Origin of the sequence: Pseudomonas sp. THAF187a (assembly GCF_009363395.1) — a bacterium.
GTDB classification, from domain to species: domain Bacteria; phylum Pseudomonadota; class Gammaproteobacteria; order Pseudomonadales; family Pseudomonadaceae; genus Aquipseudomonas; species Aquipseudomonas khazarica.
Genome location: NZ_CP045349.1, coordinates 454,585 through 468,925 on the forward strand (window position 1 = coordinate 454,585; position 14,341 = coordinate 468,925).

The 14,341-nt window shown below is 64.8% G+C and carries 14 protein-coding genes and 1 riboswitch; of the genes, 5 read left to right on the forward strand and 9 right to left on the reverse strand.

All coding sequences use genetic code 11. The features are described from left to right. Positions 1–1,404 (reverse strand): adenosylmethionine--8-amino-7-oxononanoate transaminase, encoded by a 1,404-nt coding sequence (locus tag FIV02_RS02140; protein WP_037050121.1) that lies wholly within the window; start codon positions 1,402–1,404, stop codon positions 1–3. A 255-nt stretch (positions 1,405–1,659) separates the two neighbouring features. Here FIV02_RS02140 and FIV02_RS02145 point away from each other — a divergent pair, with 255 nt between their 5' ends. Together FIV02_RS02145 and FIV02_RS02150 are read left to right on the forward strand one after the other, a co-directional pair. Further along, entirely contained in the window at positions 1,660–2,205 is a 546-nt protein-coding gene (locus FIV02_RS02145) for a cytochrome b (RefSeq protein WP_037050118.1), read from the forward strand. Between the two features lie 59 nt (positions 2,206–2,264). Further along, on the forward strand, positions 2,265–2,840 hold the full coding sequence (locus FIV02_RS02150) for a YceI family protein (RefSeq protein ID WP_152487652.1): 576 nt from the start codon (positions 2,265–2,267) through the stop codon (positions 2,838–2,840). 149 nt (positions 2,841–2,989) lie between these two features. Here the strand turns inward: FIV02_RS02150 and FIV02_RS02155 are convergent, their stop codons facing one another. The 5 genes from FIV02_RS02155 to ahcY form a co-directional block, all read right to left on the reverse strand. Then, positions 2,990–4,879 carry a DEAD/DEAH box helicase gene (locus tag FIV02_RS02155; protein WP_152487653.1) on the reverse strand — a complete coding sequence of 630 codons (1,890 nt, stop codon included), beginning with the start codon at positions 4,877–4,879 and terminating at the stop codon, positions 2,990–2,992. Between the two features lie 189 nt (positions 4,880–5,068). Beyond that, positions 5,069–5,839 carry an ABC transporter substrate-binding protein gene (locus tag FIV02_RS02160; protein ID WP_047591634.1) on the reverse strand — a complete coding sequence of 257 codons (771 nt, stop codon included), beginning with the start codon at positions 5,837–5,839 and terminating at the stop codon, positions 5,069–5,071. Positions 5,840–5,907: 68 nt separating this feature from the next. Beyond that, positions 5,908–7,281, reverse strand: coding sequence for a nucleotide 5'-monophosphate nucleosidase PpnN (ppnN, locus tag FIV02_RS02165; protein WP_152487654.1), 1,374 nt, complete (start codon positions 7,279–7,281; stop codon positions 5,908–5,910). Positions 7,282–7,357: 76 nt separating this feature from the next. Beyond that, positions 7,358–8,203 carry a methylenetetrahydrofolate reductase [NAD(P)H] gene (gene metF / locus FIV02_RS02170; protein WP_152487655.1) on the reverse strand — a complete coding sequence of 282 codons (846 nt, stop codon included), beginning with the start codon at positions 8,201–8,203 and terminating at the stop codon, positions 7,358–7,360. Positions 8,204–8,300: 97 nt separating this feature from the next. Further along, positions 8,301–9,692 (reverse strand): adenosylhomocysteinase, encoded by a 1,392-nt coding sequence (gene ahcY, locus FIV02_RS02175; protein WP_037050104.1) that lies wholly within the window; start codon positions 9,690–9,692, stop codon positions 8,301–8,303. 23 nt (positions 9,693–9,715) lie between these two features. Next, positions 9,716–9,808, reverse strand: a riboswitch (S-adenosyl-L-homocysteine riboswitch). A 183-nt stretch (positions 9,809–9,991) separates the two neighbouring features. On the opposite strand from ahcY, the gene FIV02_RS02180 reads away from it, so the two are divergent. The 3 genes from FIV02_RS02180 to FIV02_RS02190 all read left to right on the forward strand — a co-directional run bounded on the left by FIV02_RS02180 (position 9,992) and on the right by FIV02_RS02190 (position 11,457). Then, positions 9,992–10,381: an acyl-CoA thioesterase gene (locus tag FIV02_RS02180; RefSeq protein ID WP_152487656.1), complete on the forward strand. Its 390-nt coding sequence runs from the start codon at positions 9,992–9,994 to the stop codon at positions 10,379–10,381. 125 nt (positions 10,382–10,506) lie between these two features. Continuing rightward, complete coding sequence (locus FIV02_RS02185) at positions 10,507–10,896, forward strand: MAPEG family protein (RefSeq protein WP_152487657.1); 390 nt, start codon at positions 10,507–10,509, stop codon at positions 10,894–10,896. Between the two features lie 111 nt (positions 10,897–11,007). Further along, entirely contained in the window at positions 11,008–11,457 is a 450-nt protein-coding gene (locus FIV02_RS02190; protein ID WP_152487658.1) for a cytochrome c, read from the forward strand. Here the strand turns inward: FIV02_RS02190 and FIV02_RS02195 are convergent. The 3 genes from FIV02_RS02195 to FIV02_RS02205 all read right to left on the reverse strand — a co-directional run bounded on the left by FIV02_RS02195 (position 11,451) and on the right by FIV02_RS02205 (position 14,317). Then, a complete protein-coding gene (locus FIV02_RS02195) occupies positions 11,451–11,846 on the reverse strand; it encodes a DUF1090 domain-containing protein (protein ID WP_152487659.1) in 396 nt (131 codons plus the stop codon). The two genes, FIV02_RS02190 and FIV02_RS02195, sit on opposite strands and share 7 nt — an antisense overlap. A 279-nt stretch (positions 11,847–12,125) precedes the next feature. Next, the gene (gene metK, locus FIV02_RS02200) at positions 12,126–13,316 is read right to left on the reverse strand and encodes a methionine adenosyltransferase (RefSeq protein ID WP_152487660.1); all 1,191 of its coding nucleotides are present in this window, start codon (positions 13,314–13,316) and stop codon (positions 12,126–12,128) included. Next, positions 13,313–14,317 carry a metalloregulator ArsR/SmtB family transcription factor gene (locus FIV02_RS02205; protein WP_152487661.1) on the reverse strand — a complete coding sequence of 335 codons (1,005 nt, stop codon included), beginning with the start codon at positions 14,315–14,317 and terminating at the stop codon, positions 13,313–13,315. The genes metK and FIV02_RS02205 overlap by 4 nt, the downstream gene beginning before the upstream one ends. Positions 14,318–14,341 lie beyond the last annotated feature (24 nt).

Consider the following 14,341-nt stretch of genomic DNA (forward strand, 5'->3'; position numbering starts at 1 on the left):
CTAGCCTGGATCGCGGTGATCGGGGAAGCGATTGTCCACCGCCACGCTGACCGATTCACGGGTGGCGATATCGATCCCTTCGCTGGCCACCTCGGCGAGGAAGTCGATTTCCTCGGGGGTGATCACGTAGGGCGGCAGGAAGTACACCACGCTGCCGAGCGGACGCAGCAGCGCGCCACGCTGCAGGGCATGCTGATAGACGCGCAGGCCACGTCGCTCCTGCCAGGGGTAGGCGGTCTTGCTGGCCTTGTCCTGCACCATCTCGATGGCCAGGGCCATGCCGGTCTGGCGGATCTCGGCCACGTGCGGGTGTTCGGCCAGGTGCGCGGTGGCGCTGGCCATACGCGTGGCGAGGGCCTTGTTGGCCTCGATCACGTTGTCCTGCTCGAAGATGTCCAGGGTCGCCAGCGCCGCCGCACAGGCCAGCGGGTTGCCGGTGTAGGTGTGCGAATGGAGGAAGGCACGCAGGGTCGCGTAGTCGTCGTAGAACGCCGCGTAGACATCGTCGGTGGTGAGTACGGCTGCCATCGGCAGGTAGCCGCCGGTGAGCGCCTTGGACAGCACCATGAAGTCCGGGGTGATGTTGGCCTGTTCGCAGGCGAACATCGTCCCGGTACGGCCGAACCCCACCGCGATCTCGTCGACGATCAGGTGCACGCCGTAGCGGTTGCAGGCGTCACGCAGCAGCTCGAGATAGACCGGGTGGTACATGCGCATGCCGCCGGCGCCCTGGATCAGAGGCTCGACGATCACCGCAGCGACTTCGTGGTGATGCTCGGCCAGGGTCTGTTCCATGTGGGCGAACATGCTGCGCGAGTGCGCTTCCCAGCTCACGCCCTCGGGACGCAGGTAGCAGTCAGGGGTCGGCACCTTGAGGGTGTCGAGCAACAGGGCGCGGTAGGTGTCGGTGAACAGCGACACATCGCCCACCGACATCGCCGCGACCGTCTCGCCGTGGTAGCTGTTGGTCAGGGTGACGAAGCGCTTCTTGGCCGGCGCACCGCTGTTGAGCCAGTAGTGGAAGCTCATCTTCAGCGCCACCTCGATGCCCGAGGAACCGTTGTCGGCGTAGAACACCCGGTTCAGGCCCGCGGGCGTGAGGCGCACCAGGCGCTCGGACAGTTCCACCACCGGTTCGTGGCTGAAGCCGGCCAGCATCACGTGCTCGAGGCTGTCCAGTTGTTCGCGGATGCGCGCGTTGATGCGCGGGTTGGCGTGGCCGAAGACGTTGACCCACCAGGAGCTGACCGCATCCAGGTAGCGCTTGCCGTCGAAGTCCTCCAGCCAGACGCCTTTGCCGCGGCGGATGGGGATGAGCGGCAGGCGTTCGTGATCCTTCATCTGGGTGCAGGGGTGCCACAGCACGTCGAGGTCGCGCTGCATCCAATGGTCGTTCTGGCTCATGAGAAATCTCCCGCTGTTCGGCGGCACAGCCTACCAGAAGGCGCGCGCGGGGATGGAAACTGCCGCTGGTCCGGTGTTTTGCGCCGCCTGTAGCCATGCTTGCGAACTTTGCGGCAGCGGCGGCGCACTAATCCGATCGGCTTGAAGGCATGGAAATGAGCTATCGCATTTCTCGATGTTTCATAGCGAAATTTTCCGCTTTAAATCGATATATTTGCCGTTAGTCTTGCTCGGAAATTGAATCAGGAAGTCCCCATGCAATGGCGTAATACCTCTGCTCGTTACGGTCTGGTCAGCGTGTTGTTGCACTGGTTGGTGGCGCTGGCCGTGTTCGGCCTCTTCGCCCTCGGTTTCTGGATGGTCGGGCTCAGCTATTACGACCCCTGGCGCCAGAGTGCGCCTGATCTGCACAAGAGCATCGGCATCCTGCTGTTCGCGACCATGCTGCTGCGCGTGTTGTGGCGCCTGTTCAACCCGGCGCCGGCGGCGCTGGAGAACCATGGCGCGCTCACCCGCCTGGCCTCCAAGCTGGGCCATGCCGCGCTCTACCTGGGCCTGTTCGGCGTGATGGTCTCCGGTTACCTGATTTCCACCGCGGATGGCCGTGGTATCGAGGTATTCGGGCTGTTCAGCGTGCCCGCCACCCTGACGGGCATTGAGCACCAGGAAGATATCGCCGGTGATATCCACGAATACCTGGCCTGGGGCCTGGTGATCTTCGCGGTCGTGCACGGCCTGGCCGCACTCAAGCACCATTTCATCGACCGCGACAGCACCCTGCTGCGGATGTTCGGGCGCTGAAGCTATTCATCATCGGGCCAAGGCCCACCTAGATCGACAACCTCGCAAGGAGAACACCCATGTTGAAGAATGCCCTCGCTACACTGGTTCTGGGTTCCGCCCTGATCGGCGGGCAGGCCATGGCGGCCGACTATGCCATCGACAAGCAAGGCCAGCACGCCTTCGTCAACTTCAAGATCAGCCACCTGGGCTACAGCTGGCTGTACGGCACCTTCAAGGATTTCGACGGCAAGTTCAGCTTCGACGCCGCCAACCCCGAGGCCAGCAAGGTCAGCGTGAGCCTGAAGACCGCCAGCGTCGACACCAACCACGCCGAGCGCGACAAGCACATCCGCAGTGCCGACTTCCTCAATGCCAGCAAGCACGACACCGCGACCTTCGAGTCCACCTCGGTCAAGTCCACCGGTGAAGGCACCGCTGACGTCACCGGCAACCTGACCCTCAACGGCGTGACCAAGCCGGTGGTGATCGCGGCCAAGTTCATCGGTGAAGGCAAGGACCCGTGGGGCGGCTACCGCGCCGGTTTCGAAGGCACCACGACCCTGAAGATGAAGGACTTCGACATCGCCATGGACCTCGGCCCGGCTTCGGAGACCGTCGAGCTGATCATCTCGATCGAAGGCGTTCGCCAGTAAGGAAGGCGGCCGCTAGCCAGCGGCCGTCCGATGGCCCTTTCCCATTCATGGGGAAGGGCCCGAGGGGGAGAGGGGTGGTGATCCACTCGCCTTTCCCCTAAACGAAAACGCCGCCCTCAGGGGCGGCGTTTTCGTTGCTGCGTCGGCGCTTACTCGTCGCGGTTGCGCGTCAGCAGTGCCGGCTTCTCGCCGCGAGGGCGGTTGCTGTTGCTCAGCTCATCGAGTTGCTCGGCCGTGGGGAAGCGGTCCAGGCGCGAACTCTTGTGCATGATGACTGGCTGCTTGTCGCGCGGGCTGCGCACGGCAGCCTCTGCACGCGGCAGTTCGTCGCGGTCGAGCGAGGTGACGCGGCCGTCATGGGCAGCGCGGCCACGGCCGCGGTTGGCACCGTTGCGCCCCTGGCCCTGGCCGCTGCCCTGGCGACGGTTCTTGTTGGCGCCATTGCCGGCACCACCGCCATTGTTGCTGCGCGGGCCCTTGTTGCTCTGGCGCTGGCCTTGACCCTGCTGGGTACCACCGTTACCGGGATTGCCACCCGAACGACGGCCACGGCCCTGTTGCTTGTTCTGGGCCGGGCTGACGTAGTCGACGCGGTTGCCGAAGTTGTCGATATCGTCGTCGAGGAACTCTTCCGGATCACGATCTGGCGGCAGGGCTGGAATCGCCGCAGCAGGCTGGCCCTGGCCAGTGCCGCTGCGTTGTCCGCGGCGGCGCTTCTGCCCTTGTGGTTTGGCCTTCTGATCCTTGCCGCCGTCCTTGCCCTTGTCCTTGCGGCCACCGTTCTGGTGCTCGCCCTTGGGCTTGTCGCCGGACTCGGCCTTCTGCTTCTTCTGGCCGGCGTTGCGCGGCTGGCGTGGTTCGCGCGCCTCGGGGCGCTCGGCCTCCACGGTGCTGGCATCGAAGCCCATCAGATCGCCATCGGGGATCTTCTGCTTGGTCATGCGCTCGATGCTCTTGAGCAGCTTCTCCTCGTCCGGGGCGACCAGCGAGATGGCCTCGCCGCTACGTCCGGCACGGCCGGTGCGGCCGATGCGGTGAACGTAGTCCTCCTCGACATTGGGCAGCTCGAAGTTGACCACGTGCGGCAGTTGGTCGATGTCCAGGCCGCGGGCGGCGATATCGGTGGCGACCAGTATGCGTACCTTGTTCGCCTTGAAGTCGGCCAGGGCCTTGGTGCGGGCGTTCTGGCTCTTGTTGCCGTGGATCGCGGCAGCCGGCAGGCCATGCTTGTCGAGGTACTCGGCCAGGCGATTGGCACCGTGCTTGGTACGGGTGAACACCAGCACCTGTTCCCAGGCACCCTGAGTGATCAGGTGCGCAAGCAGTGCGCGCTTGTGGCTGGCGGCCAGGCGGAACACACGCTGCTCGATGCGCTCGACGGTGGTGTTCGGCGGCGTGACCTCGATGCGCTCGGGATCGTGCAGCAGTTTGCCGGCGAGATCGGTGATGTCCTTGGAGAAGGTCGCCGAGAACAGCAGGTTCTGGCGCTGCGCGGGCAGGCGCGCGAGCACCTTCTTGACGTCATGGATGAAGCCCATGTCGAGCATGCGGTCGGCTTCGTCCAGTACCAGGATTTCCACGTGGGAAAGGTCCACGCTGCCCTGGCCGGCGAGGTCGAGCAGGCGGCCGGGGCAGGCGACGAGTACGTCGACGCCCTTGGCCAGTGCCTGGACCTGCGGGTTCATGCCGACGCCACCGAAGATGCAGGCGCTGACGAACTTCAGGTCGCGGGCGTAGATCTTGAAGCTGTCATGCACCTGGGCAGCCAGCTCGCGGGTGGGCGTCAGCACCAGCACGCGCGGTTGCTTCGGGCCATGGCGCTGTTCGCGGTCCGGATGGCCGGCCGGGAACAGGCGTTCGAGAATCGGCAGGGCGAAACCTGCAGTCTTGCCCGTGCCCGTCTGGGCCGCCACCATCAGATCGCGACCTTGCAACACGGCGGGAATGGCCCGCTGTTGCACCGGAGTGGGCTGGGTATAGCCGGCGGATTCGATCGCACGGACTAGAGCCTCGGAGAGACCGAGGGAAGCAAAGGACATGGGCAATCCTGTACGTAGTGAGGGCGTGGCCCTATGGGGTGATATTGCCTGGCTTGAATCACGCGTGGGGGGCATGATCCCGTCCGGTACTGCTGGCTTCCGAGAACCAGCATCCGGGCGCAAGCCTGGCGGGAAGGCCCGAGTATAACAGAGCTTGCGCGTTGCGCATCCACCAGCCTGTCGGCTGGTTCACGGCGTGGAGGCTTCGTCGGCGCCGGGCGATTCGGCGTAGCGCGCCTGCAGCTCGGCATAGGCCGGCTCGGCCTTGAAGCGGCGCAGCTCCTCGCTGAAGGCCTGGGCCAGGGTACGCAGCTCCGCTGTCCTGGCGAGTGCCAGGTAGAGATTGTCCTGGCCGACCGGCGTCGCGTTGTAGCTGATCTTGCGGCCCAGCCCCAGGCGGTTGGCCAGGAACATGCCGGTGCGACGATCGTTCACCACCAAGTCGACACGATGGCGCGCCAGCTTGCCGATGTTGGCCTCGTGACTGGGGCCTTCTTCGCGGCGGAAGGTCTGCGCGGTGCGAAACGCGTCGTCGTTGTACCAGTAGCCTGCCGAGATGCCGATCACCAGACCGCGCAGGTCGTCGATGTGGCGATAGCGGAAGGGTCGGCTGCGCGAGTAGAACAGCACGAACTCGATGTCGCTCAGCGGCTCCGAGGCGAACTGCATGCTGGCTTCGCGCGACGGGTGGTAGAAGACGTCCAGGATGCCGTCGGCCTGCCCTTGCTGCATGGCCAGCAGGCAGCGTTTCCAGGGCATGAACTGCAACTGCATCTCGCGGCCCAGGCGGCGCAGCACCTCGCGGGTGATCTCGTAGTCGAGCCCGGTCGGCTGGCCGTTTTCCTCGTAGACGTAAGGCGGCCACGCCTCGGTGACCAGGCGCAAGGGTTCGGCCCGTAGGCCGAAGGCCACGCAGCACATCAGCTGCAGGCCAATGACGACGCGTACGACTGCTCTCATGGCTTAAGCATAGTCCCCCTTTGGCAAGGGGGCTGGGGCGCAGCAAGGGTGCGCTCCGGCAGGCGCGTTCAGGACACGACGCGGTAGCAGGGCTCGTAGGCCGTGCCACCGGGCAGCTTCATCCGGTGCTGTTCGACGAAGGCCTGCAGCAGTCGGTCCAGGGGCGCCATGATGCTGGCGTCACCCTTGATCTCGTACGGGCCGTTCTCTTCGATCAGGCGAATGCCGTTTTCCTTGACGTTGCCCGCGACGATGCCGGAGAAGGCCCGACGCAGATTGGCCGCGAGCTGATGCAGCGGCTGCTCGCGGGTCAGGTTGAGGCTGGCCATGGCGTCGTGGGTCGGCTCGAACGGATGCTGGAAGCTCTCGTCGATCTTCAGCAGCCAGTTGAAGTGGAAGGCGTCGTTGCGTTCCCGGCGGAACTGGCGCACGGCCTTGATCCCGACCGCCATCTCGCGGGCCACTTCGGCCGGGTCGTTGACGATCATGCGATAGCGCTGCTGCGCGGCCTTGCCGAGGGTCGCGCCGATGAAGTCGTGCAGCTGCTGCAGGTAGGTGCTGGCGCTCTTCGGCCCGGTGAGGATGACCGGGAAGGGCAGGTCCTGGTTGTCCGGGTGGGTGAGGATGCCCAGCAGGTAGAGGAATTCCTCGGCGGTGCCGGCGCCGCCCGGGAAGATGATGATGCCGTGCCCGACGCGCACGAATGCTTCCAGGCGCTTTTCGATATCCGGCAGGATCACCAGCTCGTTGACGATGGGGTTCGGCGCTTCCGCCGCGATGATGCCCGGCTCGGTCAGGCCCAGGTAGCGGCCGGTGAGGTTGCGCTGCTTGGCGTGGCTGATGGTGGCGCCCTTCATCGGCCCCTTCATCACGCCGGGGCCGCAGCCGGTGCAGATATCCAGGCCACGCAGGCCCAGCTCATGGCCGACCTTCTTGGTGTACTTGTACTCCTCGGAGCTGATCGAGTGTCCGCCCCAGCACACCACCATCTTCGGTTCGACGCCGCTGCGCAGCGTGTGAGCGTTGCGCAGCAGGTGGAAAACGTAGTCGGTGATGCCTTCCGAGCTGTCCAGGTCGATGCGCTTGTTCTCCAGCTCGCTCTGCGTGTAGACGATATCGCGCAGGGCGCTGAAGAGCATTTCACGGGTGCTGGCGATCATCTCGCCATCGACGAAGGCGTCGGCGGGAGCGTTCAGCAGTTCCAGGCGAATGCCGCGATCCTGCTGGTGAATCTTCACCTCGAAATCCGGGTATGCCTCGAGGATGGTCTTGGCGTTGTCGCTGTGCGAGCCGGTGTTGAGGATTGCCAGTGCACATTGGCGGAACAGGCGATAGACGCTGCCCGAACCGGTTTCACGCAGTTGCTGCACCTCGCGTTGCGAGAGCGTTTCCAGGCTGCCCTTGGGGCTGACTGAGGCATTGATCGTGGAGCGTTTGAGCATGGCAGGCGATCCTTCGGCGGCAAGGCGGGGTGTGACGCGAGCAGGCTGCCCGAAGGCAGCCTGCGGGTGAACTGCCTCAGCGTGGCAGTTTGAGGTTGTTCCAGATGGCCAGGCTGGGGTCGGCCTGGTTCAGCGTATAGAAGTGCAGGCCCGGTGCGCCACCCTCGAGCAGGCGTTCGCACATTTCACTGATCACCTGTTGGCCGAAGGCCTGGATGCTTTCGACGTCATCGCCGTAGGCTTCCAGCTGCTTGCGTACCCAGCGCGGGATCTCCGCGCCGCAGGCGTCGGAGAAACGCGCCAGCTTGCTGTAGTTGGTGATGGGCATGATGCCCGGCACGATCGGCAGGTCGACGCCCAGTTTCTGCACGCGCTCGACGAAATGGAAATAGCTGTCGGCGTTGAAGAAGTACTGGGTGATGGCGCTGTTGGCGCCGGCCTTGGCCTTGCGCACGAAGTTGGCGATGTCGCTCTCGAAGTTGCGCGCCTGCGGATGCATTTCCGGGTAGGCGGCGATTTCGATGTGGAAGTGATCGCCCGTTTCGTTGCGGATGAACTCGACCAGCTCGTTGGCGTAGCGCAGCTCGCCGCTGGCCATGCCCATGCCCGAGGGCAGGTCGCCACGCAGGGCGACAATGCGCTTGATGCCGGCGTCCTTGTACAGGGTCAGCAGTTCGCGCAGCTCGGCCTTGCTGTCGCCGACGCAGGACAGGTGCGGTGCGGTCGGCACTTTCACTTCGCCGTCGAGCTGCAGCACGGTGTTCAGCGTGCGGTCACGGGTGGAGCCCCCGGCACCGTAGGTGCAGGAGAAGAAATCGGGGTTGTAGCTCGCCAGCTGGCGCGCCACGTTCAGCAGTTTTTCGTGCCCGGCTTCGGTCTTGGTCGGGAAGAACTCGAAGCTGTAACGGCGTTCTTGACTCATGGAGAAGGTTCCCTTCCCAGCGGCAAGCTGCAAGCCTCAAGCTGCAAGGGGAGCGGGTCCCGTCCAGCAGCTTGCGGCTTGCCGCTTGTGGCTGTGATCAGTAGCGGTAGGTATCGGGCTTGAACGGACCTTCCACGGTCACGCCGATGTAATCGGCCTGCTGCTTGGTCAGCTGAGTGACCACGCCGCCGAAGCCCTTGACCATTTCCAGGGCCACTTCTTCGTCCAGTTTCTTCGGCAGCACTTCCACGGTCAGGCGCTCGGCTTTCTTCTCGGCGGAGAGATCGGCGAACTTCTGCTCGAACAGGAAGATCTGCGCCAGCACCTGGTTGGCGAAGGAACCGTCCATGATGCGGCTCGGGTGGCCAGTGGCGTTGCCCAGATTCACCAGGCGGCCTTCGGCCAGCAGGATCAGGTAGTCGTCGTTGGCGGCGTCGAAGCTGCCGGCGCCGGTGCGGTGGATCTTGTGCACCTGCGGCTTGACCTCTTCCCAGGCCCAGTTCTTGCGCATGAAGGCGGTGTCGATCTCGTTGTCGAAGTGACCGATGTTGCACACCACGGCGCGCTTCTTCAGCGCCTTGAGCATGCCGGCGTCACACACGTTGACGTTGCCGGTGGTGGTGACGATCAGGTCGATCTTGCCCAGCAGCGCAGCGTCGACGCTGGCCTCGGTGCCGTCGTTGAGGCCGTTCTTGTACGGGGAAACCAGCTCGAAGCCGTCCATGCAGGCCTGCATGGCGCAGATCGGGTCGACTTCGGAAACCTTGACGATCATGCCTTCCTGACGCAGCGACTGGGCCGAGCCCTTGCCCACGTCACCGTAGCCGATGACCAGCGCCTGCTTGCCCGACAGCAGGTGGTCGGTGCCGCGCTTGATGGCGTCGTTGAGGCTGTGGCGGCAGCCGTACTTGTTGTCGTTCTTGCTCTTGGTCACGGCGTCGTTGACGTTGATCGCCGGGACTTTCAGGGTGCCGGCCTTGAGCATGTCGAGCAGGCGGTGCACACCGGTGGTGGTCTCTTCGGTGACGCCGTGGATGCGCTCGAGCATCTGCGGGTATTTCTTGTGCAGGATCTCGGTCAGGTCACCGCCGTCGTCCAGCACCATGTTGGCGTCCCACGGCTGGCCATCTTTCAGGATGGTCTGCTCGATGCACCACTCGTACTCCTCCTCGGTCTCGCCCTTCCAGGCGAATACCGGGATGCCGGCAGCGGCGATGGCGGCAGCGGCCTGGTCCTGGGTGGAGAAGATGTTGCACGAGGACCAGCGCACTTCGGCGCCCAGGGCGGTGAGCGTCTCGATCAGCACGCCGGTCTGGATGGTCATGTGGATGCAGCCGAGGATCTTCGCGCCTTTCAGCGGTTGGCTGGCGGCGTACTTGCGGCGCAGGCCCATCAGTGCCGGCATTTCGGATTCGGCGATGATCAGCTCTTTGCGGCCCCAGTCGGCCAGGGAAATATCGGCGACCTTGTAGTCGTTGAAAGCGCTCATGCAGTAACTCTCCATTCGTTGTCTGCGAATGGGCGCCGTTGATGCGTTTGGATAACGCCCCGGGCGAGCCTGACAAAGCCGCGTGATGCGGGTTTGCTGCAGCGCCCCTCGACCGGGTGGCGGGAGCGACCGGAGCAGTGCCGGTCGCGTGAAACCGGCAAATTATAGCTGCCCGTGCGGCACAGCCCAAGGCTTTCCGTCGTATTTGCCCGGCTATCGAAACCATAGCCGGGCCTGCCACGACAGGCACGGTGACGGCGGTGCATGATGGTCGCCCAACCTGGCAAGGAGAACCATGCATGAATTTCCATACCCGCAAGTGGATCAAGCCTGAGGATCTCAACCCCAATGGCACCCTGTTCGGCGGCAGCCTGCTGAAGTGGATCGACGAGGAGGCGGCCATCTACGCCATCGTCCAGCTCGACAACCAGCGCGTGGTCACCAAGTTCATTTCCGAGATCAACTTCGTCAGCTCGGCGCGCCAGAGCGACATCATCGAACTGGGCATCACCGCCAGCGAGTTCGGCCGCACCTCGATCACTCTGCGTTGCGAGGTGCGCAACAAGATCACCCACAAGAGCATCCTCACCATCGACAAGCTGGTATTCGTCAACCTCGGCGAGGATGGTCTGCCCGCGCCGCACGGCAAGACCGAGATCACCTACGCCCGGGACCGTTTCCAGGACTGATTCGCGCTGGCGTGGACGGCCGCAGAATTGGCCGACCTGCCGGCATCACAGGCTGTCGCAGTCATGGACGCGGCAGGTGCATTCGCTCAGGCTGGTTTTTCCTCTATCAGCAGTGAAACCACGCCATGACTCTTGCCTACTGGTGCGTACTGATCGCCATCTTCATGCCTTATCTGGGCACCGCTACCGCCAAGTTCCTCGGTCCTGGATATGGGCCGCGCGCCAACCAGGATCCGCGTGCTTTCCTCGGGACCCTGGAGGGCTGGCGCAAGCGTGCCAACAGCGCCCAGCTCAACGGTTTCGAAGTTACGCCGGCGTTCGCGGCGGCGGTGATCATTGCCCATCAGGCGGGGGGCGCCGAGCAGGCACTGCTCGACCAGCTGGCGGTGGCGTTCATTGTCAGTCGCGCGCTGTATTTCATCTGCTATCTGGCCGGCTGGGGTCCTCTGCGCTCGCTGGTATGGTTCTCCGGTATGGGGCTGATCGCGGCGCTGTTCATGGTCTCTGCTGGCTGAACAGCGGCTGACAGGTGCGTAGGAAAGACAGGGCTTGTGACAAGAGGTCGCTTGGCCAGGTCGAGATGAGTCGCGATACTGGCGCCCCCTCGTTGTCCGGAAGTTGTGTCGATGACCCCGAAGAAACTCCTCCTGCTCACTTGTGTGTGCCTGACTCTGGCCGCCTGTGGTGGTGTCGATCCCAACTCGCCACTGGGCAAGCGTCAGGCCCTGTTCAAGGAAATGCTCAAGGTCAGCGAGGACCTGGGGGGCATGCTGCGGGGCCGTATTCCCTACGATGAGGCAGGCTTCATCACGGGAGCTGCCGAGCTGGACCGCCTGTCGCGTGAGCCCTGGCAGCATTTCCCGCAGGTGCGGGATGACGAGCGCAGCAAGGCCAACCCCGAGGTCTGGGAGCGCCAGGAGCAGTTCCAGAAGATGGCCCGTGACCTGGAGCAGACCACCGCGGCGCTGGTCCAGGCAACCAGCGCACCGCCGTTGCGCCGTTCCGAGCTCGAGCCAGCCGTGCAGGCGGTAGAGGACAGCTGCGAAGCGTGCCACAAGGCGTTTCGCGCCTACTGAGGCGAACGGGCTTCGGCTTCGGCCTGTTCCAGTTCGGCGCGGGCTTCGGCCAGCTTGGCCTGACGCTTGCTGATCTTCTCCTGGTCGCCCTTGCCCATCGCGTCGCGCAGATCCATCTCGCGCTCCTCGACCTCCTGGCGCGCGTCCTTCACATCGGCCAGGCGCTCCTGGCGCAGCGCGGCGTCATCGCAGTGCGCCTCGACCTTGCCCAGCGCGCGCTGCAGGCCCTGCAGCTCGTGTGAGTGGCCTTTCTGGCGGGCGGCTTCGATCTTCTCCTGGATGACCTGGTGCTTGGCGGCGCAGTCGCCGTCGGGTTTGGCGGCCAGGATGGGGGTGACGTTCAGTCCGGCGACCAGCATCAGGCCGAGAACGGTGGCTTGGCGAATCATGGTCTTTCCTCGTGAGTCTCTCTCTCGAAGTGACCGCCAATGGCTCATGAGGTTCGCGACGCTGAGCCGCTCCCTTGATCAGGGTCAGTGATCCGCAGGTTTCTTCCGAATCGGCAGGCCGGCGCTGGGCCTGTCTCGCGAAGCGAGGGGGCGAGGAGACTCCTCGGGGGCAAGGGCCTGGGCTGAGCGTCTATCCTGTGGCGCCCCGAGATTTGCCCGGGTCAGGAACGAAAAAGCCCCGCACAGCCGAGGCTGGCGGGGCTTTTCTTCAGACGCTGGTTACAGGCCGGCAGAGGCGCGCAGTGCCTCGACCTTGTCGGTACGCTCCCAGGTGAAGGTGGTGAAGCTGTCGTCGCCCACGGTCTTCTGTTCCGGGTTGCGGCCGAAGTGGCCGTAGGCCGCGGTGGCCTGGTACATCGGGTGGAGCAGGTCGAGCATCTTGGTGATGGCGTACGGACGCAGGTCGAACACCTCGCGCACCAGCTGGATGATCTTGTCTTCGGCGATCTTGTGGGTGCCGAAGGTGTTGATCGAGATGGAGGTCGGCTGGGCCACGCCGATGGCGTAGGACACCTGGATCTCGCAGCGGTCGGCGAGGCCGGCGGCGACGATGTTCTTGGCCACGTAGCGGCCGGCGTAGGCAGCCGAACGATCGACCTTGGACGGGTCCTTGCCGGAGAAGGCGCCGCCGCCGTGACGGGCCATGCCGCCGTAGCTGTCGACGATGATCTTGCGCCCGGTCAGGCCGCAGTCGCCCACCGGGCCGCCGATGACGAAGTTGCCGGTCGGGTTGATGTGGAACTGGGTGTCCTTGTGCAGCAGCTCAGCCGGCAGGCTGTGCTTGATGATCAGCTCCATCACCGCTTCGCGCAGGTCCTTCAGCGACACGTCCGGGTTGTGCTGGGTGGACAGCACCACGGCGTCGATGCCGACGACCTTGCCGTTCTCGTACTGGCAGGTGACCTGGGACTTGGCATCTGGGCGCAGCCACGGCAGCAGGCCGGACTTGCGGGCTTCGGCCTGGCGCTCGACCAGCGCGTGGGAGAAGCGGATCGGCGCCGGCATCAGCACATCGGTCTCGTTGCTGGCGTAGCCGAACATCAGGCCCTGGTCGCCGGCACCCTGGTCTTCCGGCTTGGAGCGGTCGACGCCCTGGGCGATGTCCACCGACTGCTTGCCGATGATGTTGAGCACGCCGCAGGTGGAGCCGTCGAAGCCAACTTCGCTGCTGGTGTAGCCGATGCCGTTGATCACGTCACGGACGATCTGCTCGAGGTCGACCCAAGCGCTGGTGGTCACTTCGCCGGCGACGATGGCGACACCGGTCTTGACCAGGGTTTCCACGGCCACGCGGGCGTGCTTGTCCTGGGTGATGATGGCGTCGAGCACGGCATCGGAGATCTGGTCGGCGATCTTGTCCGGATGTCCTTCGGACACGGACTCGGAGGTGAACAGGGAGTATTCGCTCATGGGTGGGTTCCTTTTGTGCCGTAACTGAAGGCCACTCGCTCAAGAGGCTGGGCGAAGTGGCGTAACTGAATCTGAAAGCCGTTTTTCAGGCCGATGTACAGGCTCTCGCCGGGCAGCAGACCGGCGGCGCTGGCCCAGCGCGACAGATCCTCCTGCTCGAAGCCTAGCCAGAGATCGCCGCAGGCCTCGCGGGCCCAGCTCTGGTCGTGGCTGCACAGCTCGCTGATCAGCAGGCTGCCGCCGGGTTTTACGTGCCGTGCCAGCTGGCGGAAAGCCTCGGCCGGGGTGGCGAAGTGGTGCAGCACCATGTTGAGCACCACGCAGTCGGCTGCTCCATGCTCGCTCTGCAGGGCATCGCCGAGTGTCAGCTCGACGTTGTCCAGCCCCGCGCTGGCGCAGCGCTGGCTCGCCAGCTCGAGCATGGCCGGGCTGTTGTCCAGCGCCATGACCTGGGCGAAACGGCGCGCCAGCTCGGGCAGGAAGGCGCCGTCGCCCGGGCCGATTTCCATTGCCGTGGCGCCGGGGGCGAAGTGCAGGCTGTCGAGCAGAGCCAGCAGGCTGTCGCGGTACTGCGGCAGGCCGGCGATCAGGTCCTGCTGGGCCTGGAAGTTGCTGGCCATGCGCGCGAAGAAGTCGCGGCTGACAGTGGCGCGCTGCTGGTGTACCGCGGCAATCCGCGCCTGTCGGTCGGTCGGCACGGGCAGTTCGTCGATATCTTCCAGCAGTGCGGCGTGCAGACGCCCGTTGGGCAGCGCACGGCGATAGAAGATCGCGTTGCCTTCGCGGCGGGTGGCCACCAGGCCGGCCTGGGCCAGTACCTTGAGGTGATGACTCATGCCCGACTGGCCCATGGCGAAGATCTGCGCCAGCTCCAGCACGCCGAACGAATCGTTGCTCAGCGCGCGCAGCACGTTCAGGCGCAACGGATCGCCGCCGGCCTTGCACAGGGCGGCGAGCTCGTCGCAGGGGTCGAATTCCAGCTGGGATGCGCGCAGGGTCATGGTGGCGCAGTCTAGTCGGTCATT

What these genes read in the sequence shown, in the direction of transcription:
- FIV02_RS02140 (WP_037050121.1), bottom strand. Translation starts at nt 1,404, where the DNA reads ATGAGCCAGAACGACCATTGGATGCAGCGCGACCTCGACGTGCTGTGG.
- FIV02_RS02145 (WP_037050118.1), top strand. Translation starts at nt 1,660, where the DNA reads ATGCAATGGCGTAATACCTCTGCTCGTTACGGTCTGGTCAGCGTGTTG.
- FIV02_RS02150 (WP_152487652.1), top strand. Translation starts at nt 2,265, where the DNA reads ATGTTGAAGAATGCCCTCGCTACACTGGTTCTGGGTTCCGCCCTGATC.
- FIV02_RS02155 (WP_152487653.1), bottom strand. Translation starts at nt 4,879, where the DNA reads ATGTCCTTTGCTTCCCTCGGTCTCTCCGAGGCTCTAGTCCGTGCGATC.
- FIV02_RS02160 (WP_047591634.1), bottom strand. Translation starts at nt 5,839, where the DNA reads ATGAGAGCAGTCGTACGCGTCGTCATTGGCCTGCAGCTGATGTGCTGC.
- ppnN (WP_152487654.1), bottom strand. Translation starts at nt 7,281, where the DNA reads ATGCTCAAACGCTCCACGATCAATGCCTCAGTCAGCCCCAAGGGCAGC.
- metF (WP_152487655.1), bottom strand. Translation starts at nt 8,203, where the DNA reads ATGAGTCAAGAACGCCGTTACAGCTTCGAGTTCTTCCCGACCAAGACC.
- ahcY (WP_037050104.1), bottom strand. Translation starts at nt 9,692, where the DNA reads ATGAGCGCTTTCAACGACTACAAGGTCGCCGATATTTCCCTGGCCGAC.
- FIV02_RS02180 (WP_152487656.1), top strand. Translation starts at nt 9,992, where the DNA reads ATGAATTTCCATACCCGCAAGTGGATCAAGCCTGAGGATCTCAACCCC.
- FIV02_RS02185 (WP_152487657.1), top strand. Translation starts at nt 10,507, where the DNA reads ATGACTCTTGCCTACTGGTGCGTACTGATCGCCATCTTCATGCCTTAT.
- FIV02_RS02190 (WP_152487658.1), top strand. Translation starts at nt 11,008, where the DNA reads ATGACCCCGAAGAAACTCCTCCTGCTCACTTGTGTGTGCCTGACTCTG.
- FIV02_RS02195 (WP_152487659.1), bottom strand. Translation starts at nt 11,846, where the DNA reads ATGATTCGCCAAGCCACCGTTCTCGGCCTGATGCTGGTCGCCGGACTG.
- metK (WP_152487660.1), bottom strand. Translation starts at nt 13,316, where the DNA reads ATGAGCGAATACTCCCTGTTCACCTCCGAGTCCGTGTCCGAAGGACAT.
- FIV02_RS02205 (WP_152487661.1), bottom strand. Translation starts at nt 14,317, where the DNA reads ATGACCCTGCGCGCATCCCAGCTGGAATTCGACCCCTGCGACGAGCTC.